The following is a 19,195-nucleotide window of genomic DNA, read 5'->3' as shown; positions in this document are numbered from 1 at the left end:
AAGAACAAAATCCAAGAAATACGGTCCTGTCAGATATGAATGATGAAAATGTAAACCCAGAAGGTACGGATTCAAAAAACGCGAGTCCGGAAGAAGCACCTGAAGAAGACCTTTCGATCAGTGGTGCTTACGATAAAAAAGAAACTATCATCCCTGAGGAGGGCATTTCGGAGAGTACCATCATGGAGAATTCTTCAGGTTCCGATTCTGCTCCCGAAAGACAGGAGGAGGCAAAAAAGGATGCTTCGGGACTTATTCCCCGGGAACCGGAGAAAAAAAGGATTGAAAGCGAAAGATTAAGCACGAATTCAGGCTCTTCTCCTTCCTTAAAGAAAAAGGAGCGCAACAATAGGTCCTATTTTGTGGTTTTATTGGCCCTTATTGCTGTTATCACAGTCAGTATGGCTGCCATCTTCTACGGGCTCGGTTTCGGAGGAGATTTCGGGACTTCCGAGAAGATTGCAGTAATTTATGTACAGGGTTCCATGCTCACCGGAAACGTTCCCTCGGGACTCGGCTATGCGACCTCAGAAGAAATATCAGAAAACATCCACTCCGCCGTAGCGGATGAAAACGTCAGGGCAATCGTACTCAGGATTAACAGCCCTGGTGGGTCTCCTGCAGCCGCCCAGGAGATTTCGGCAGAGATTGAGAAAGCTCAGGAACAGGGCATCCCCGTTATTGTTTCCATGGGAGACCTCGCGGCAAGTGCTGCATATTATATCTCTGCGCCTGCGGATTACATATATGCAAATCCCTCCACAAGTACGGGGTCCATAGGAGTTATCTGGACCTTTGAGAACATGTCTTCTTACTACGAAAAGGAAGGTGTAGAGTACTACATTTCGAAGTCCGGAGAGTTCAAAGATATGGGAGGATCCTGGAGAGGGCTTACGGATGAAGAAAAAGAATATGCTGATACCGTTGTAATGGAGAGTTATGAAGATTTTGTAACCCAGGTTGCAGAAGGGCGTAATATGAGCCACAGCGAAGTAAAAGAGCTTGCTGACGGGCGCATATATACCGGGATGAAAGCAAAGGAGATAGGGCTTGTGGACGACTTTGGAAACCTCTATGACGCAATTGATAAGGCTGCGGAACTGGGAGGTATTCAGGGGGAGCCAAGAGTTGTGTACATGAACAGGGTAAGCCTTTCAAGTCTGCTTCTCGGTTCGGATTCCGGGACTTCCGGTGGGGAAGCCAGTCAACTTGTCAATTACTTTGAGAAAAGCCCTTACGGTAAGATTCTTGCCTGTATGAACTAATTCCCGGACTTCCTCTCTTTCATTTTTCCGTAATGTTTTTTATTTATACAGTTATCTGTTTCTCAGGACAGGCTTTCTGCCTGAAAAATAGCAAAATATATATTAGCTAACATGCAGGATAATTCGGGCTTAACATGCTGGAACTCAAATTTGTACGAAATAACCCCGACATAGTTGGGCGTGCTCTTGTTAACAGGAATATGGGCACAGAGCTTATAGATAGTCTTCTTGAGTATGACGTGGCCTGGAGGGAATGCCTCACCGAGGGCGACAGCCTCAAGCACAAACGCAACGTGGTCACCCGCGAGATAGCGCAGCTCAAGAAGGAAAATAAGGATACCTTATCCAAGATAAATGAGATGCAGGGCATCAATAACCGTATTAAAGAAATCGATGATCAGATACGTGACTATAAATCAAAAATAAATGAAATAATGCTCAGTATCCCCAATATCCCATCTGAGACAACGCCCGTAGGCAAGGATGAGAACGATAATCCGGTTGTAAGGGTAGTTGGAGAGAAGAGAGAATTTACGTTTACTCCAAAGCCTCACTGGGAAATCGGAGAGGCGCTGGATATACTCGACTTTGAACGAGGAGCAAAGATAGCTGGGCAGGGCTTTACGGTTTATAAAGGCCTGGGCGCAAAGCTTGAAAGAGCCCTCATAAACTTCATGCTTGATGTACACACCAGGCAGGGATATCTTGAAGTTTTCCCGCCTGTGCTCATCAATGAAAAAGCCATGACCGGCACAGGGCAGCTGCCAAAGTTCAAGGATGATATGTACTTATGCTGCGCTGACAGCTATTATCTTGCCCCGACCGCAGAAGTCCCGGTGACCAACCTCTTCATGGACGAGTATATGGAAAACCTGCCGGTATTTCTTACAGCATATACCGCCTGCTTCAGGCGAGAGGCGGGAAAACACGGGCAGGATACGAGAGGCATTATCCGCCAGCACCAGTTCAATAAAGTTGAACTTGTCAAATTCGTGAAACCTGAAACTTCCTACGAAGAACTGGAAAAACTCACCCTCGACGCCGAAGAGATTCTCAAACTCCTCAAGCTGCCGTATCGCGTCGTAACCCTTTGCACTGGCGACCTGGGCTTCTCGGCAGCCAAGACCTACGACATTGAAGTATGGGTCCCCACACAGGAAAAGTACCGGGAGATCTCCTCGTGCTCGAATTTCGAGAACTTCCAGGCAAGGAGAGCAAATATCCGCTTCAGAACCCCTGAAGGCCCGCAGTTCATCCACACGCTTAACGGTTCAGGCCTTGCTGTAGGCAGGACCGTAGTTGCGATCCTGGAGAACTACCAGCGTGAGGACGGCAGTGTGGAGATCCCGGAGGTTCTCAGGCCGTACATGGGCGGAGCCGAAGAAATCAGAAAGGATTGAGCTTGCGGATCACTTCAAAAATGCCGTATCCCGAAACTCGATAAAAAAAGACAGCTCGTCAATTACTTTGAGGAAAGCCCTTACGGGCAAATCCTCACCCGCACAAAGTAATTAACGGGTTTCTTTACTTTCTTCGTATTCACTTTCTTCGAATCCACTTTCTTCGAATCCACTTTCTTCGTATTCACTTTCCTTTTTTCCAGGGATTATCTTTCATCCCTCAACCTTATCCCGTCCATTAGCCTTCCTTATTCACGGGCCCCTGTGTTTCTTCTGCAAATTTTATCAAGGAGAAGGATATTGTCAAGCATGAGAGAACTGCTCCAGCCGAGGGGAACTGCCCACGCCGGTTTTCCTGAAGACTTATCCACCTGTTCGGGGAGAAGTCCCGTGCTTGTTGATCCGGCCAGAGCCCATCTCAGGCATTTGATTCCTTCAATGGTCAGCTTTTTCACATCTTCGGCATACGGTCCTTCTTTTCCATTGGGGAGGTCAAGGATAAAGGCAAACATAGCCTCCGAAAGCCAGAGAGTTGTTACCACCCAGGGATTTCCATCGATATAACTGTCATTTTCATAACGTTTGATTCCATAGCCCCCGTTGATAGGAATTGAGAGCTTTTTCTGGATATTTTCTATAAGGAAAAGAATCATGTCCCTTTCCACAGAATCTTTCGGGGAGATCATCCCAAAGGGTATATAGGCTCCGAGGATGCTTGCATCAATCGTTTTGTCCAGTTTTTCATTGATGATTCCCTTTGCAAAGTAGCCCTCCTGAAGCCAGAAACGGTCAATTGTAGCCCGTTTGATGAACTCAGCCCTTTTCTTCCAGCGCCTTGCCATGCCGGACTCCCCGTTTTCTTCTGCAAGGTGGGACGCGCCCATGAGCCCTGCGTAGATCGAAGCATTGGTATAGGTAAAAACTCCGTAATAGGTCTCCCACAGATCCATACAGCTTTCATGCAGCCCGGACTTGGTCCTCTTCATCAGGTACTCGGCAGCCCTGAGCACGGAGACCCAGACTTCTTCCAGAAACTCAACCTTTTTGAGGCCTTCGAGAATCCTGTAATATATGTCCATGGCGTGAAGTGTGGCCCCGGTCTCGTCGATCTGGGTTGAATAGTCAAAATTTCCCCAGGAAGGAGCTATGTCTCCATTGAGCCAGTAACGCTGGAACCAAGAGCCGTCAGGGAGCTGGGTCTGGATACACCACCTGAAAAACCTGTCACAATATTCAGGATATCCGCAGAGCTTGAGGGCGAGAACTAACTCCGAGGTATCCCTGTTCCAGCAAAACCCGTATCCTCCACATTTCTCAAAATTGGAGTCAAACTCCGGAGCAGCCACAAAGGACCCGTATTCGCGGTCGTTCAGGAGATAAAGCATGAGAAGAGCCCGGTTATAGGCATTGAAGAGTTCCTGGCGCAGGTTATTATGCCCTTCAAGCCCCGGCATCTTGAGTACATGTTTTTTTGAGAGCCACATTACCCAGTGTTCTCGCGTCTTTTCAAAAATGTGTTCAAGAGGCAGTTTGGACAGTTCATGCATCCTCTTATAAAGGAGACTCCGGGAAGAGGCAGCCCCCATAAAGATAACAAACTCATTTGCCCCGTCAGCTTCCAGATCGAGATCCCAGCCGGCAGCGTTGTTGATATTTCCGATATCTTCCTTATTCCGCTGGAGCTTTCCGTCCTCCATATCGTATTTGGAGTTTGTCCACCAGATAGTGTCCATTGCCTTTCCGATCTGCCATTCCGTAAACTCCGGCAGGGCATAGATTCCTATATAGTAATTTTGCCAGTATTGTGCAAGCAGGCGAGCTTCGGTATCGCAAAATGCGGAGTTTTTCTTGGAAGTTTCTCCTACGTTAAAATTCGAATAGTAAAAAAATTTTCCTGACATTTTTTGCTGGGACTGCACCTTAAACCTGCGGATAAGGACAGGCACTTCAGGATGCACAAGGTCGAGAATAGAGATCCTTATCCCGGAGTCATGGTAAAGTTTCGTGGATACGATATTTGTATCCTCGATATAGTTCTGGATAGAGTGCCAATCATTATCGTTTGTCCAGAGAAGCCTTTCCCCTGTATGGATACAGGCAAGGGATTCCTCTACGTGCTGGGCATGGTCTCTGCGGGGATAAAATAAGCCTAAAATCTCTCCCTTTCGCCCCATTGTCACAAGCATTTCGTCATTTCCGAGAATGACATTCGGTTGTCGGATCACCGGGTGTCCCCTCTAAGCTGATATTCCTGATTTACGCGGGAAGGAGCTAGGGAGATTATATGCTCGCATACCTCCTTTCCTGTGGCTTTACAGCTGACTTCCCTCACACTTATGTTCTTCCCGAAATACTCGGTCAGATAACCCGCAAAGTAGCCGCTCATAAAGGCACAGACCGGCTGGTCCGAAGCCCCGTACACATCGGCTATAAACGAGTCTTTAACAATGATTCTTCCTTCGTAGGTTTCGGGGTCACATTCAATTTCCAGAATTCCCCAGCCAACAGCACGGTAAAGTTCCGCAAGCATGCTTGCGAAGTTGCTATTATCAATAGTCATTATACTCTTAAAATATTTTGCGGCATGAGTCCCTCCCCGCAGTCCGGACAGCGTCAGAAGTCCTTCCGCATGCGGCACACTCTGATTAAGAGTTTTGATGATATCAACAATTGTGAGCGCCCTTGCCATAACCCCTCTGACTCCTATGACATTCAGGGGAAAATCAACAGAGTATATCATCCCGAACTCCGAAATCCCAAATTCCACTGCATTTACAACTTCCAATTCTCCTATTTTTTTAGCAAGATTCTCCATATCCGCATCTATCTTAAGCTCTGTAAATACGGAGTATTCTCCGGTCGTCTGCGTAATATTATCAATATGTCCGAACTTAATGAAGGCATTCTCTTTTTCAAGAAAATCACTTATTACAGATAAAGAACCGGGCTCTTTCGAATAGGTAATCTTGAACCATACAATCTGCGAATCTTCGTTAAATCCTGCAAACATGCATAAGTCCCTAACCATGTGACTCAAACTCCCATGAATCTATATGCATACATTTCATTAAGTCATTGCGTTAAGCTCCTGAATACAAGAGCCTTGAAGTCCATGAGTACTGCCATAAAGTTTACCGCTGCCTCGAAGGGGGTGGAGTGAACGCTGAAATAAGAATGCACGTCTCCATCCCCGAGCCACTTGGTGCACATATAGTAATAGTGGTCCGAAGTCAACAGGTGCTTCCAGATACGCAGGATTTCGGGGTCTCCTGTTTTTTTCACAAAAGGCTCAAGCAATTTTATTTCTTCAAAACAACGCCTCTGCATGTCATTTCCAAGCCACGCACTGGTATCACGTTCCATATCAGCCCAGGAAATCGTGGAAAAGTCTCCGATATCGATCTCGGCTACAGGGGAATACTTTCGGGCAACCTCTACAGGGGTGCTGAATTCCATGTCTTTTTTGAGAACTTCTGCAGGCAATTTTTCCAGGAAGTCAAAAATTCCGGTTTCTTCCCACTGGTGTTCTCCGAAAGTCTCGTAGTCCATAAAAATATTGATGAAATCCTCCTTAACCCCTGAAGCCCATGAGGCCCATTTTTCCGCGGTAAGGGGATAACCTTCCCACCACCTTGCTGAGAACCGGTAACCAATATCATCACTCAGCTTGTAGTTTCTGAAGAGAATAGGAAGTCCCGAACCTTTTGCCCTGTAGAGCACGTTAGGAGACCTTCCGTCAAGCATGTGGTCTGCGCCTTCCGTAAGGATCGCACTGTACCCGAGCTCGGAAGCAATCTTTGCTATGGAGTTATTGTAAAGAAGTTCGGTGTTCCGGAAGACCTGAGGTTTGACTCCGATGAGGTCGGAAACAATTTTTCTGTGTTCCTTCACCTCTTCGACAAACTCTGTTTTGTCTTCAAAAAGGCTTGCAAGGGAGTGGTAAAAGGTCTCATCCAGAAATTCCACAGCCCCTGTTTCCGCAAGTTGACGGAAACTCTCCAGCACCTCCTTTCCCCATAGTTCGCATTGTTCAAGCAATGTACCTGTAATCGAGAGGGAAAACCTGAACTCTCCTTTATGCTCGTCAACGGAATCCAGAAGGGTTTTGTTTGCAGGGATGTAGCATTTACGGGCTACTCTTTCAAAGATCTCCCTGTTGCTCCTTTCATCAAAGTAACGGAAAAAACCAATCCTGTCATCAGGCCAGAACCTGCGCAGCCTGAAAGGCTGGTGCACCTGGAAGTACATGCAAACAGAGGTCATGCTCTCTCCTCCAGAACGGCTCTTCTAAAATCCGAGAGAATTGAATAGTAGTTCACAGCCCTTTCATACCCTTCACGGTTTTTTTCGGGACCCATTGAAAACAGGATTTCACTCTGCTGGAGGTAGCCGAAAACCTGCTTCAACTTCTGGTAGTTCGGCTTTTCTTTAATTTCTGCAAGTTCTTCCCCGATCCTTACCAGCTCCCTCAGATAGAGCTGCTGAGCATGGTTTCCGATAGCATTGTGCATTCCGTAACGGATGGTCTGTTCGGTCCCGAGGGTAGGAAGTTTCACAGGACTGAATCTGCTTACAGCTTCCGAAGGAGTAATCATTTCAATGCCCCGGTTCTTCAGAGTTTCCGGAAAAGCCCGTACGAAATCGGCTATCATGCTCTTGTTCCTGTGGTGAAGGCAGAGGCTCGTATAATTCAAATAAAGGGTAAGGACATCCCCTTCCATGCCTGCAATCCAGTCTGCGAACTTATCCGGAATCAGAGGGTAACCTTCCCAGCTTTTTTCCGAAAAACGCAGTTCAAGGTCTTCACTGAGATTTATATGCCTGAGAAGGGTAGGAAGACCATTTTCAAAAACTCGGACCGGATCATAGCCGTCCATAATGTTTTTCGATCCTTCGGCAATAAGGCACCTGAAACCCATATCTGTAAGTGTGCTTTCCACTCTTTCCGTGTAGAGAAGTTCGGTGTTCACGAAAGTCTCGGGGTTAACTCCCAGCAATTCCCCGAGCATTTCTCTGTAAACTGTTACTTCCTCTCTAAACCAGGAGAGATCAGGATAAAGGGCACTCAGGGAATGATAACAGCAGCTTCCCGTAAACTCTACCTTTTTACTCTCTGCAAGTTCCCTGAGGGATTCGAGAAGCTCAGGGTCCCACCTGCACTGTTCAAGGAAAGGTCCTGAAAGGTCAAAAGCATAGCTTCCCCCCCTTTCAATGGATTCCAGAAAAAGGTCATTAAGGCGCAGAAGTTCTCTGCCTGTATTTAAGAGCCTTGAAAAAATATGGTTCCGGTCAAAATACCGGTCCATTTCAGGAACTCCGGAAAAACCCTCTACGGGCCAGTACCACTTTGGACTGTAAGGGAGATGCACTCCCAAACACATGCACACGGCTTTCATAACAAAATATTGTTGTGCGGAAACCTACTAAAAACTATTGTTTCATTCAGCCTTTTGCCTAATAACGAATTATCGACCATACTCAAAGAAGCCGATTCCAGATCAATTGGAAATCCGATCCGAAACCCGGAGAAGAAATCTCTCAGTTTTCTCCCCCTGCGCCGCGCGGGTCTGATGCCCGCCTACCAGCCGGATAAAAGAACAACTTACAGGTCATAATCGCAATAAAGAGAGACAAGGAGATAATTACTGGAAATGTCTCAGGGATGAGAGAATACTTTCCTTAAGTCCGGGCCCCTATTCTATTCCGACAAAAACCATCAAGTAGTCCTCTTGAGCGAGCGAAGCGAGTGAAAAGGACGGCGGGCTGTTGCGATTATATCGCAACTCCCATGAAATCTCGATTTCATGGGATCCCGAATCGCAATTCGGGAAAGGAAAAGCGGGATGAAGTAATCATCCCATCATGAATCGTGTAAGGCTGCCGTAAGCCTCTGCAATTTCTTTTAAGGAAAGGGAAAGTTCGAAATTCTTACCTTTGATTTCAAGGATTTCGCCACCCACTTTACCGATTACGGCATGTGGCACGTCTTTAAGAATTTCCTGTACGGCTTCAGGCTCGGAAGTTGCAAGCAGGGCCCTTGCGGGAGTTTCTGAGAACAGGAATTCATCAGCCCGTGTTTCTCCTGCAACTTCGGTGAAGTCTACTTTTCCACCCAGATTTCTGCACATCCTTGCAAGCCCTGCCCCGATCCCTCCGAGGGAGAGATCATGTGCGGAACTCAGCTTTCCGCTTTTAACAGCTTTGATTATGGCTTTTATAATCTCGGGGGCGTTTTCCGGGACCGCAGGGACTTTTCCGACATTCTCAGACACCATGCAGGCATAGTATTCGGAGCCTCCCATTTCAGGGGTGGTCTCTCCTACAAGGAGAATGCTGTCTCCGGCTTTTGCAAAGAAGCCTGAAGGGAGAGGAGTTTCGAGATCCACTTTCCCGATCATTCCTATTGAGGGGGTGGGAGGGATTGCGGTCTTGAACTCATCGCTCTCGTTATAAAGGGAAACGTTTCCTCCGACGACAGGAACTGAAAGCTTTCTGGCTTCATCTCCAAGCCCGAGTACAGCGTTTTTGAACTGCCAGTATGTTTCAGGACGCTCCGGGTTTCCGAAGTTAAGGCAGTTTACGATTGCCAGGGGTTCTGCCCCTTTTACTGCAAGATTCGTGGCGTTTTCGATAATTGCAGTCTTTCCTCCGGTGTAAGGGTCAAGCAGGGTAGCTCTGGGCTGGCAGCCGCAGGTAAGTGCGATTCCTTTTGAATCGGTAATCCTGAGCACTCCGGAATCCTCTCCGGGTTTGACAACGGTCCTGAGCTGAACCTCGTGATCATACTGCCTGTAGATCCATTCCTTTGAGGCGATGTTGTAGGAGGACAGGACTTTCAGGAAAGCTGCTTTCAGGTCTTCCGGGACTTCCGGCTTTTTGCCCTCTTCCCTCCGGACAGGGGCTTCTGAGGGCTTCTCGCAGGTAGGGGCGCCTCCCGTCAGAAAGGCTATTGGGATGTCGGCGACGATTTCCTCTCTGAACTCAACGGTATATGTGGGTTCTTCTGTAAGGTATCCGACCACTGCCCCATTCAGGTCATACTTCTGGACCAGGGAAAGGACTGCATCGACATCTTCAGGAGCTACTTCAAAAAGCATGCGTTCCTGAGACTCGGCAAGCAGGATTTCATAGGCGTTCATGTTGGGTTCGCGCTGAGGGACCGCATCTGCAATAATGCGAGCTCCCAGTCCCCCTTTTGCAGCGAGTTCCGAGCTTGCTCCTCCAAGCCCTGCAGCCCCAAGGTCTTTGCAGGATTTTACATAGCCTTTCTCTATGGCTTCGAGGGTCATTTCCATGACGAGCTTTTCGGTATAGGGGTCTCCTACCTGGACGCTCGGACGGTCTTCGGCTTCAGCGGATTCGGACAGGTCTCTGGAAGCAAAGGATGCCCCTCCAAGCCCGTCTTTTCCGGTGCTTGAACCTGCAAGGATGAGCCTGTTTCCGGCTTTCTGCGAGCGGGAGGTGGTAACGTTTTCTTCTTTGCAGAGCCCGACTGCAACAACGTTTACCAGCGGGTTTCCGCTGTATCGCCGATCAAAAAAAGTCTCGCCATTTACCACGGGCACTCCTATGCAGTTCCCGTACCCTGCGATTCCTTTAATGATCTGCTCGAAAAGGAAGAGATTTTTCGGGGTGTCCAGGGGCCCGAAATAAAGAGGGTCCATAAGAGCTATCGGACGGGCTCCCATAGATATAATATCCCTCACAATCCCTCCAACCCCGGTAGCTGCCCCGTTGTAGGGGTCTACATATGAAGGGTGGTTGTGGCTTTCCATGCCTATGGCAAGCACATATCCGTCTTCGAATTTAATAATTGCAGCATCGTCTCCGGGACCGATAAGGACGTTTTCTCCAGTAGTTGTGAAAGTTTTAAGGAGAGGGGCGCTTGAGCGGTAGGAACAGTGTTCGCTCCACAGATTTAAAAAACAGCCCTGCTCTACCAGGGTAGGCTCTCTCCCAAGTTCTTTTTGAATAATCTTCAGGTCTTCTTCAGGTAACATTGCCTTGCCTCTGATTCTTAAGCCTCATTTAAATGCCGAAGCTCTAATTTCTTTTGTAACTTCCCTGAAATTTCAGGGTTTTCAATATAGCGATTTTTCAATATAACGAAAATAGACTATGCGCACATAAAGGGACAGGGATTAGATAAATATTTCTTTAAGCCAGAGAGAAAACATTCCTCTGGAACAAGCATCTGCAAACGTTTTACCTGCGGCTTTTCCGGATTCCCGAGAATAAAATTCGGAAAGGAGGTGAGGAGTGAGAAGAGATTTAAAAAAGAGAGTGAATTAAAAAATACGAAAAAATAGCAGGAGAAAGAAAGAATTTGGGAGAAAAGAGATATCAGAAGAAAGAATTTAGGAAAAAAGAGATCAGAAAAAAGAGATCAAAAAAAAGAGATCAGAAAAAAGAGATCAGAAAAAAGAATTTGGGAGAAAAGAATTTAGGAGAAAAGAGATCGGAAGAAAGAATTTTTAGAATTTTCAGAATATATGTTCTGAAAATTAACAGATATAATTAAGAAGAGTGCAGAAAATCTGAGAAGTGACTAAAAAATGAAATTAAACTAAAAAAGTAGAAATCAAATATATGGAATTAGAATTAGAAATTAGATTTGCTGAACCATTTTTTCTACCTTAACTCCGGTTTCGGTCAGGAAGTAGACCTCTTCTTTTTTTGCAATTAGCTCTTTTTCTTCCAGTTCCTCGAGAGTCTTTGCTATGGTAGGATATACCACCCGAAGAGTTTTGGAGATACGCTTTCCTTCCATTTCCCCTTTTGAGGAGAGCAGAGAGAGCACTTTTTGCCTTACGCTGTTTCCGTTCACAAAACCTATTAACTCGTTCATATGGTACCTCCCGATATGTTTGATCCCTGGATATTATATAGATATATTTATATATTTAAAGTGCATAAATATGTAACCATACAGGTTACATAAAAAGATGGGGTTCAAGATATATTTAGCTTTTTGCTGACCGAAAAATGCTTTTCCCGGCAAAAACACAATTTTCGGGGTTTTATTCTTCAGGGTACGAAGCCGGTTTTTCCGGAGCTTTTGTTTCTTGAAGCTACACGTGTCTTGATTTTCGGATTTTTTTCGCATACAAGCTCCATTTTTATGAAAGCCTGTTAATTCGATTGGTTCAGGACCGGGAGATTTCCTGTCTACCTGCGAGACCATTTACTACAAATACGAAAAACAAAAAAAATACAAAGCTCTGGTCGGCTTTTTATATTATTGAAAATTTTGGATTATAACTGAAATTCAATATAAAGTGCCTTAAAAATACCATTAGGCTTTAATACCATCATTGATAAGTACTTTATATCCATGTAGTTATTTTCGGATGTGAATTACATATACAATGATTACAAATTTGGAGGACATACTAACAAATGAGCAGCGGAATGTGCCCGGTATGCGGGCTTCCAAAAGAACTTTGCATTTGCGAAGAGGTTGCAAAAGAGCAACAGAGAATTACTGTGAAAGTAAACAGAAGAAGATATGGGAAAGAAGTCACTGTTGTAGAAGGTTTTGATGCAAGTGAAATTGACCTTCATGAACTTTCCACCTATCTTAAATCGAAATTCGCATGCGGCGGTACAGTAAAAGGAAACACTGTAGAACTTCAGGGCAACCACCTGACCCGCATGAAAGAAGTCCTCATGGAAAAGGGTTTCTCTGCTGAACAAATTAAAAATTAAACTCTGAATCCGTCCCTCATCAGGACAAATGAACCTGAGAACAGGAATTTAAGTTTACAGATTCGGAGTTGTACGTGTCTTTTTGCTAGTTTTTCGATAGCATGTGCCTTCTAACTGGAAAAATGAGTTCCTGCTCGGAAAACCATACAAAAAGTACATTGTTATATATTTTATCTGTGCAAGTGTTGGTCTCCAATGAAAACAACATGCGAAATTATGGTACAGAAAGTCTTGCCTGCAATCAGAGCTGAGCTTTCAAGGGCAATGATTTTCGAGCATGGATGCACGCAGCAGGATGTAGCGGATATCCTTGAGCTTTCAAGAGCTGCGGTATCCCAGTATGTGAGTGAAAAACGTGGGGCTGAAGTTGATTTCTCTGAAGAGACCCAGAATGAGATCCGAAAATTTGCAGCCGTGCTCTTGAAAGGCGGTTTATCCTCTCAGGAAAAGGTAAAAGGAATGTGCGGCATATGCTGTTTTGTCCAGAAGTCCGGCTGGCTGTACAAAAATGAACCTGAAGCTAAAGCCTGCATCATCTGTAAGGATATGAACTGAAAGTGAAAGACTCACTGTGTATAAAATGCAAGGGAAAAGGACTTTGCGGGCGCCCCCGCTGCCCGATTCTTGAAAAGTTCAAGTCCCTGCAATCAATTTCTCCTTCAATCTCAGGAGATTCCGTATTTGGGGCATCTCCCCCGGCTCTTTTTGTTGGAAGCTACGGTTACCCCAGGGTTTCGGCAGGGCCCCTGATCCCTCCTTTAGCGAAGGAAAACGAAGCTTCGATCCTCGAAAACCCTTCAGCCTGGGGAAACATGAGGATAGAAGACGTCATCTCCATGCGTTCCCGTATGGTCAGAGCAAACACTAGCCTGCATATAAAAGACGCACGGAGCAAAGATAATCCGCTTCTGGTAAAGGCTCAGGAACTGGCACTCTCCAGAAAGCCGGTGGACACTGAAGCCTGGTTTTTTAAAGCTCCCAAGCAGGAACTCAAGTTCGATGCAGTCCTTACACCTATGGGTCCTTCCGGGCTTGTGAAAAACTTTGAGCTTGCCGAAAACCCAGATGTCCCGAAAAAAGTGGATTACCTGGTATATGATACCGATGCCCTCGCAAAGGATGCTATTAACGAACTTTTAAAAAGCGACGTTTCTACGGAACACATCACCCGCCTTTTTTCCATAGGTCTGCTCGGGAAAGAACGTAAAATAGTGCCTACCCGCTGGTCTATCACAGCTGTGGACGATATGGCAGGAAAGGAACTTGCAGACCATGTAAAGGATTTCCCCTGGATTTCTGACATCAGGCTTTTCAGTGGGACGCATTTCGGAAACCATTTTGAAGTCCTCATCCTTCCGAGGGCTTATTCCTTTGAACTTATTGAGATCTGGCTTCCAAAAACAGTCTGGTCCGGGGAAGCAAGCTGGATAGGAGAGGACAGCGAAGGACTTGACGGAAAGAAAGGGTATTCCCCTCTGGCAGGGGGATATTATGCAGCAAGGCTTCCTGTACTTGAGTACCTGACAGAAATCAAAAGGCAGGCTTCAGTCTTTGTGCTGAGGGAAATTACTCCCGATTACTGGGCTCCGCTCGGCGTCTGGGTTGTCCGGGAGGGCATGAGAAATGCGCTTCAAAATCCACCCAGAACCTTCGAATCCCTGGAAGCAGCGGTTTCGGATCTTGCAGGCAGGGTAAAAACTCCAAAAATAGAGTGGATGCAGCAGGCAAAGATGCTCTCTGATTTCCGATTCCAGACAACGCTTGATTCTTTTTTCGAGGTTTAATTGCTAGAAATGAGAATTTAAGCCGCCAAGCCAAGCTGGTTTTCAGGAAGAAATTAGGAAATAAGGAAAAATTAAAACAGATCGGAAAAAACTAAAAAATATTGAGAAGTCAAAAAAGAAGGAAAAGTCAAGAAAGAAGGCCTTAAAGGCTTTTGCAGGCCTATTCGAACCTTCAATCATAATAAGGCTTATTCAAAGATCTCGGGTACAATGCGCCGGGCAACTTCTTCATAAGCTTTGGAAATGTCACCCTTGTCAAACCTGAAGACGTCTTTATCCATGGACTGCCCGGTTTTCTTGTCCCAGAAACGGCAGGTGTCACAGGAGATCTCATCGGCAAGGATTATTTCCCCGTCCCTCCTTCCGAACTCAAGCTTGAAGTCGGGAAGCAGGATTCCTTTTTCATCAAGGTAGGGCACAAGCAGCTCGTTGATCCTGAGTGCAAGTTTCCGAAGGGTAGCAAGTTCTTCGCGGGTTGCGACACCAAGCGCGACCGCTATGTCGTCGTTCAGCATGGGATCTCCGTACTCATCGCTTTTGAAATCAAAAACGAGAACCGGGGACTCGAAAATAGTACCTTCTTTCAGAGGGTATTTCTTTGTAATGGAACCCGCGGCAATGTTTCTGACAATAACCTCGATCTTTATGATTTCTACTTTCTTTACAAGCATATCGATGTCAGAAAGCATGCTGACAAAGTGTGTTTTTATCCCGCTGGCTTCCAGCATCTCAAATATTTTTTCCGAGATCTGGGCATTGTAATAACCCTTCTTTTCCATCTCGCCTTTCTTCTCCCCGTTGAACGCGGTCAGGCTGTTTCGGAATTCGGCGATAAGGGTGTCGGGATTATCTGTAGCATAGATGGTCTTTGCTTTCCCTGAATAGAGCTGTTCTCTTTTCATACAGTGGTCCTCTCTAGGGATAATTCTTGATTTCCTTAGATAGAGAGATTTTCCGGAAATATTATCCCGGAACAATAGTAAATTTAATATAGGAGTTCTCTAATAACGCCTTGGCATTTCAGAAGCGGATATGGAATATGTACCGGAACTGGATTGCGTTATGGGAGTGATCGAATCACTTCCAGAACTCACGAAGATACTCCCTGAAACTCGAGATGCTTGCAGATTTGTAGAGATTTTTTTCTGAAATTATACTCTCGATTTCATGAAGAGGCGGAGTAAATGATAAAGCCCTTCTGATAGATAAAGTTATCACCTCCTGCCGGTGTTCTGTCCCTCCATAGAGATCTGTCGCCTGCTTCGTAAATTATATCTTTGAAGAAAATCAATTAATATTTTTAGCAACTTAAACAAAGAATTAAGGAAATTACAGCACTTGATCGCCCACCACATAATAACGGGTCCATCTCAATACGTAACGGGTAAAAAAACATGCCAGGGATTATACTAGACATAGTAGAGCTGCTGCTGACCGCAGAGATCTATAACCGCTATCCAGAACTGGACGTAAACGACCTTCCCAAGAATATACGGAAAAGTTACTGGAGCAGCACAGAAAAAACGGTTCCCAAACCCATAATAGCTTCATTTATCAGGATCGAAAAACTATATGGGGTTAAAGATATCGAAAAGAGTGTAAGGAATGTGCCTTTCATAACCATTGACAGGGCTCACTTTGAACTCCGCCTTAGTGCATTTGAACTTGCCGCAGAATGGTTTGAAAAACAGGAAGGATCTCAGGAGAGAATCGAAAATAATCCTGTCCTTGCTTATTATTTCGGAGAAATCAGAAAGGTTGAGGCTGCAAACTATGCAGCTGCAAAAGCAAAGATCAGGCCGAAGGAAGTCGACAGGGAATGGATAGAATCCCTGATAGCTGAAATCAGGAAAGAGGACAAGAGCGAAGAGATGCTCAAGCTCGTTGTCATTATCGCTCCTGAAGATGTCAAACAGAAAGTCAGGGACCTTGTGCTCACCGAAGAGCAGCAGGACGAAATTGAAAAAATAATGAAAGCCATCCAGCACAGGGAATACCTGCGGGAAATCGGGCTGCATGATATAGGAAAACTCCTGTTTGTCGGGCCTCCGGGAACAGGAAAAACCTCAGTTGCCCGCGCCCTTTCCGAACAGCTCTCCATACCCTTTGTTGAGGTCAAGCTCTCAATGATTACGGACCAGTACCTCGGCGAGACCGCAAAAAACATAGACCGGGTTTTCCTGCTTGCAAAAAAACTGAATCCCTGCATCCTTTTCATAGATGAACTGGACTTTGTTGCAAAAGCCAGGACTTCAGACGAAAACGCCGCAATCAAGAGGGCGGTCAATACGCTCCTGAAAGCTATAGATGAGATCAGCCTTGTGGAACATGGAGTCCTTCTGATTGCTGCAACAAACCACCCCAGGATGCTTGACAGTGCGGCGTGGAGGCGTTTTGACGAAATCGTTCATTTCCCCCTGCCTGACCTTGAGATGCGTAAAAATATCCTGGACATTGTGACCCGGCATATAGAGGGAGACCTTGATACGAAAGAGATTGCTGAATTGACTGAAGGTTATTCGGGTTCCGACCTGCGCATGGTTATCAGGGAAGCTGTCCTGAGTGCCCTTCTGGAAGAACGCAAGATACTCACCCAGCAAGACCTGCTGGAAGCCGTAAAGTCTTTTGATGAAAGGGCAGACCTCAAATCCGACGAATACAGAGGGAAGAATTTTTCATGAGGCTAACGCTGCTCGGGACCGGGGACGCTGTTGGGACTCCGAAAATTGGCTGCAACTGCCCGGCATGTGCAGACGCCCGTAAAGGCGGAAAGAGCCAGCGTCTTCGTTTTTCGATCCTCGTGGAATCCGATCAGGGCAAAATTCTCATTGATACCAGTCCGGACCTCAGGCAGCAGTTCCTCAGGCAAAGACTTTCGGGCATAGACGGGGTAATCTGGACACATGGGCATTACGACCACTATGCAGGCTTCGGGGAGTTTTACAGGGTTCAGAATAAAGTTGATGTCTATGGAATTCAAGAAACCCTGGATTATATAGACCAGTACGTTTCTTTCCTGAAACCCAGGTACCACTACGTAAAACTCTACGAGCCCTTTGAATTGATCGGGCTTGAGTTTACTCTTTTCAAGGTTTCCCACCCCCCGGTAGAAACCCCTGCAGGCGTTGTTATCCGTGAAGGGGACACCAGGGTTGTGGTCACCGGTGATACGAACACGGAAATTCCTGAAAGAAGCCTGGAACTTATGAAGGACCCTGACCTTCTTATTGCAGATGCTATCGTTCCTCCGCGCATCCATATTAAAAAGCATATGAATTCGGAAGAAGCTATGGCACTTGCTCAAAAGCTCAACGCAAAAAAAGTAGTCCTGACCCACCTCAGCCACCTTTTTCGCCCGCACAACATCGAATCGATGTTTTTGCCTCTGGGATATGACGGGCAGGTCTTTGAGTTTTAAGCTCTCTAAGTTTTGGTTTCAATCTTTTTTGAACTGAATTTTAGTCATTCTAAGACAGTGCTAAACCTTTTGAGCTGGTTTGTCCCATTCAGGCACCGGTTACTTAATTCTAAAATAGAGCCTCTTTCCGGGCATGATTTCTATTTTCATATAATTTCTATTTTCGTTATTCTAATGTTAGTTCTATATACCCCGGAACTCAAAAACTGCTTATGAACCCTAAACGCATCCGGACTCTCAAACCGGGGGAACCAGGGGGCGGGCCTGTTGCTTACTGGGTGAGCCGCGACCAGAGGGTTGAGGACAATTGGGCCCTGCTCTTTGCGCGGGCAATAGCACAGGAGGCTGATGTGACTCTAGTCGTGGTTTTCTGTCTGACTGAAGGGTTTCTGGGAGCCGGGAGAAGACATTACGAATTTATGCTCAAAGGGCTGCAGGAACTTGAAGAAGCCCTTTCCCGAAAAAAGATTCCTTTTTTCTTTCTGCGAGGAGACCCGGGACAAAAAATCCCTGAGTTTGTAAAAGAGTATGAGGTCGGGACTCTTATTACTGATTTCAGCCCTCTTCGAATAAAGGCTGAATGGGTAGAAAAAATTATTCCTGAAATCGAAATTCCGTTTTTTGAGGTTGATGCCCACAATGTAGTGCCCTGCTGGGAAGCTTCACCAAAGCAGGAGTACGCTGCACATACTTTTCGCCCGAAACTCTATGGGCACCTCCCCGAGTTTCTGGAGGAATTTCCGGAACTTGAGCCAAACTCCGAATCTTTGAAAATCCGATCAGGCACCGGTATGCCGGGATTTTTATCCAGGAGACGGGAAACCGGAATCAAAGCCCTGTTTCCGAAGGGAATCGCCGGCAATAATAAGGATTTGCTCTTTGAGCCCGAGCATTTCGAACCCGGAGAAAAAGCTGCAAGGAAGGTAATGGAGAGTTTTCTTGCAGAGAGGCTTGATTCTTACAACACGTTGCGGAACGACCCGACAAAGAACGCCCTCTCAAACCTCTCTCCTTACCTCCATTTTGGGCAGATCTCGGCGCAGAGGGTCGTGCTTGAAGTGGAAAAAACAAAAAGTGACCCCGAATCAAAGAAAGCTTTTCTGGACGAGATCCTTGTATGGAAAGAGATTGCAGACAACTTCTGTTATTACAACCCCGAGTATGACAGCTTTGAGAGTTTTCCCGGCTGGGCAAAGAAGTCCCTGAATGCACACCGGGATGACCGGAGAAAGTGTATCTACATCCTTGAAGATTTCGAAGCCGGAAAGACACACGACCCCCTCTGGAACGCGAGCCAGCTGGAACTGCTCCGTACCGGAAAAATGCACAGCTATATGCGGATGTACTGGGCAAAAAAGATTCTTGAATGGAGCGAATCTCCCGAAAAAGCCCTTGAAATTGCAATCTGCCTGAACGATAGATACGAGCTGGATGGAAGGGATCCCAATGGTTATGCCGGAATTGCCTGGAGTATAGGAGGCGTTCATGATCGAGCCTGGAGGGAAAGAGAAGTGACAGGAAAAATCAGATATATGAGTTATGAGGGCTGCAAAAGGAAATTCGACGTCAAATTATATATTGCAAAATATTCAGCTCTGTAGAAACCCTCAATTTTATCCA

The 19,195-nt window shown here is 46.0% G+C and carries 17 protein-coding genes; 10 read left to right on the top strand and 7 right to left on the bottom strand.

Translation table 11 applies throughout. From position 1 onward, the window contains the following. Positions 1 to 35: 35 nt before the first annotated feature. Positions 36 to 1,265 carry a signal peptide peptidase SppA gene (gene sppA / locus ACSAZL_RS01635; RefSeq protein ID WP_440947015.1) on the top strand — a complete coding sequence of 410 codons (1,230 nt, stop codon included), beginning with the start codon at positions 36 to 38 and terminating at the stop codon, positions 1,263 to 1,265. 134 nt (positions 1,266 to 1,399) lie between these two features. Continuing rightward, complete coding sequence (serS, locus tag ACSAZL_RS01630) at positions 1,400 to 2,665, top strand: serine--tRNA ligase (protein WP_440947014.1); 1,266 nt, start codon at positions 1,400 to 1,402, stop codon at positions 2,663 to 2,665. A gap of 248 nt (positions 2,666 to 2,913) precedes the next feature. Here the strand turns inward: serS and ACSAZL_RS01625 are convergent, their stop codons facing one another. From ACSAZL_RS01625 to ACSAZL_RS01610, 4 genes are read right to left on the bottom strand one after another with little or no spacing between them, the layout of a single operon-like run. Next, positions 2,914 to 4,890, bottom strand: a complete 1,977-nt coding sequence (locus tag ACSAZL_RS01625; RefSeq protein ID WP_440947013.1) for a glycoside hydrolase family 15 protein — start codon at positions 4,888 to 4,890, stop codon at positions 2,914 to 2,916. Continuing rightward, positions 4,887 to 5,693 carry a V4R domain-containing protein gene (locus ACSAZL_RS01620; RefSeq protein ID WP_440947012.1) on the bottom strand — a complete coding sequence of 269 codons (807 nt, stop codon included), beginning with the start codon at positions 5,691 to 5,693 and terminating at the stop codon, positions 4,887 to 4,889. The genes ACSAZL_RS01625 and ACSAZL_RS01620 overlap by 4 nt, the downstream gene beginning before the upstream one ends. Before the next feature lie 44 nt (positions 5,694 to 5,737). Next, positions 5,738 to 6,928: a glycoside hydrolase family 57 protein gene (locus tag ACSAZL_RS01615; protein WP_440947011.1), complete on the bottom strand. Its 1,191-nt coding sequence runs from the start codon at positions 6,926 to 6,928 to the stop codon at positions 5,738 to 5,740. Next, positions 6,925 to 8,061: a glycoside hydrolase family 57 protein gene (locus ACSAZL_RS01610; RefSeq protein WP_440947010.1), complete on the bottom strand. Its 1,137-nt coding sequence runs from the start codon at positions 8,059 to 8,061 to the stop codon at positions 6,925 to 6,927. Before ACSAZL_RS01610 ends, ACSAZL_RS01615 begins: the two co-directional genes overlap by 4 nt. Positions 8,062 to 8,115: 54 nt before the next feature. Here ACSAZL_RS01610 and ACSAZL_RS01605 point away from each other — a divergent pair, with 54 nt between their 5' ends. Then, positions 8,116 to 8,280, top strand: a complete 165-nt coding sequence (locus ACSAZL_RS01605; protein ID WP_440947009.1) for a hypothetical protein — start codon at positions 8,116 to 8,118, stop codon at positions 8,278 to 8,280. A gap of 237 nt (positions 8,281 to 8,517) precedes the next feature. Here the strand turns inward: ACSAZL_RS01605 and purL are convergent, their stop codons facing one another. Continuing rightward, positions 8,518 to 10,665: a phosphoribosylformylglycinamidine synthase subunit PurL gene (purL, locus tag ACSAZL_RS01600; protein ID WP_440947008.1), complete on the bottom strand. Its 2,148-nt coding sequence runs from the start codon at positions 10,663 to 10,665 to the stop codon at positions 8,518 to 8,520. 326 nt (positions 10,666 to 10,991) lie between these two features. On the opposite strand from purL, the gene ACSAZL_RS01595 reads away from it, so the two are divergent. Beyond that, positions 10,992 to 11,186: a hypothetical protein gene (locus tag ACSAZL_RS01595; RefSeq protein WP_440947007.1), complete on the top strand. Its 195-nt coding sequence runs from the start codon at positions 10,992 to 10,994 to the stop codon at positions 11,184 to 11,186. Positions 11,187 to 11,273: 87 nt separating this feature from the next. On the opposite strand, the gene ACSAZL_RS01590 is transcribed toward ACSAZL_RS01595, so the two are convergent. Continuing rightward, entirely contained in the window at positions 11,274 to 11,513 is a 240-nt protein-coding gene (locus ACSAZL_RS01590; protein WP_440947006.1) for a winged helix-turn-helix domain-containing protein, read from the bottom strand. A gap of 551 nt (positions 11,514 to 12,064) precedes the next feature. On the opposite strand from ACSAZL_RS01590, the gene yciH reads away from it, so the two are divergent. The 3 genes from yciH to ACSAZL_RS01575 all read left to right on the top strand — a co-directional run bounded on the left by yciH (position 12,065) and on the right by ACSAZL_RS01575 (position 14,157). Continuing rightward, positions 12,065 to 12,373 carry a stress response translation initiation inhibitor YciH gene (gene yciH / locus ACSAZL_RS01585; RefSeq protein WP_011032808.1) on the top strand — a complete coding sequence of 103 codons (309 nt, stop codon included), beginning with the start codon at positions 12,065 to 12,067 and terminating at the stop codon, positions 12,371 to 12,373. A gap of 195 nt (positions 12,374 to 12,568) precedes the next feature. Next, entirely contained in the window at positions 12,569 to 12,928 is a 360-nt protein-coding gene (locus tag ACSAZL_RS01580; protein WP_440947005.1) for a transcriptional regulator, read from the top strand. A gap of 2 nt (positions 12,929 to 12,930) precedes the next feature. After that, the gene (locus tag ACSAZL_RS01575) at positions 12,931 to 14,157 is read left to right on the top strand and encodes an Nre family DNA repair protein (protein ID WP_440947004.1); all 1,227 of its coding nucleotides are present in this window, start codon (positions 12,931 to 12,933) and stop codon (positions 14,155 to 14,157) included. A gap of 188 nt (positions 14,158 to 14,345) precedes the next feature. Here the strand turns inward: ACSAZL_RS01575 and purC are convergent, their stop codons facing one another. Continuing rightward, positions 14,346 to 15,059 (bottom strand): phosphoribosylaminoimidazolesuccinocarboxamide synthase, encoded by a 714-nt coding sequence (gene purC, locus ACSAZL_RS01570; protein WP_440947003.1) that lies wholly within the window; start codon positions 15,057 to 15,059, stop codon positions 14,346 to 14,348. A gap of 492 nt (positions 15,060 to 15,551) precedes the next feature. Between purC and ACSAZL_RS01565 the strand changes: the two genes are divergently transcribed. From ACSAZL_RS01565 to phrB, 3 genes are all read left to right on the top strand, one after another. After that, positions 15,552 to 16,838 carry an ATP-binding protein gene (locus ACSAZL_RS01565; protein ID WP_440947002.1) on the top strand — a complete coding sequence of 429 codons (1,287 nt, stop codon included), beginning with the start codon at positions 15,552 to 15,554 and terminating at the stop codon, positions 16,836 to 16,838. Next, a complete protein-coding gene (locus ACSAZL_RS01560; RefSeq protein ID WP_440947001.1) occupies positions 16,835 to 17,575 on the top strand; it encodes an MBL fold metallo-hydrolase in 741 nt (246 codons plus the stop codon). Before ACSAZL_RS01565 ends, ACSAZL_RS01560 begins: the two co-directional genes overlap by 4 nt. A gap of 212 nt (positions 17,576 to 17,787) precedes the next feature. Continuing rightward, positions 17,788 to 19,176, top strand: a complete 1,389-nt coding sequence (gene phrB / locus ACSAZL_RS01555) for a deoxyribodipyrimidine photo-lyase (RefSeq protein ID WP_440947000.1) — start codon at positions 17,788 to 17,790, stop codon at positions 19,174 to 19,176. The last annotated feature ends 19 nt before the right edge of the window (positions 19,177 to 19,195 follow it).

This window comes from Methanosarcina mangrovi (genome assembly GCF_052057765.1).
In the GTDB taxonomy this organism is placed as follows: Archaea; Halobacteriota; Methanosarcinia; order Methanosarcinales; family Methanosarcinaceae; genus Methanosarcina.
This window is presented reverse-complemented; position numbering and strand designations above follow the sequence as displayed.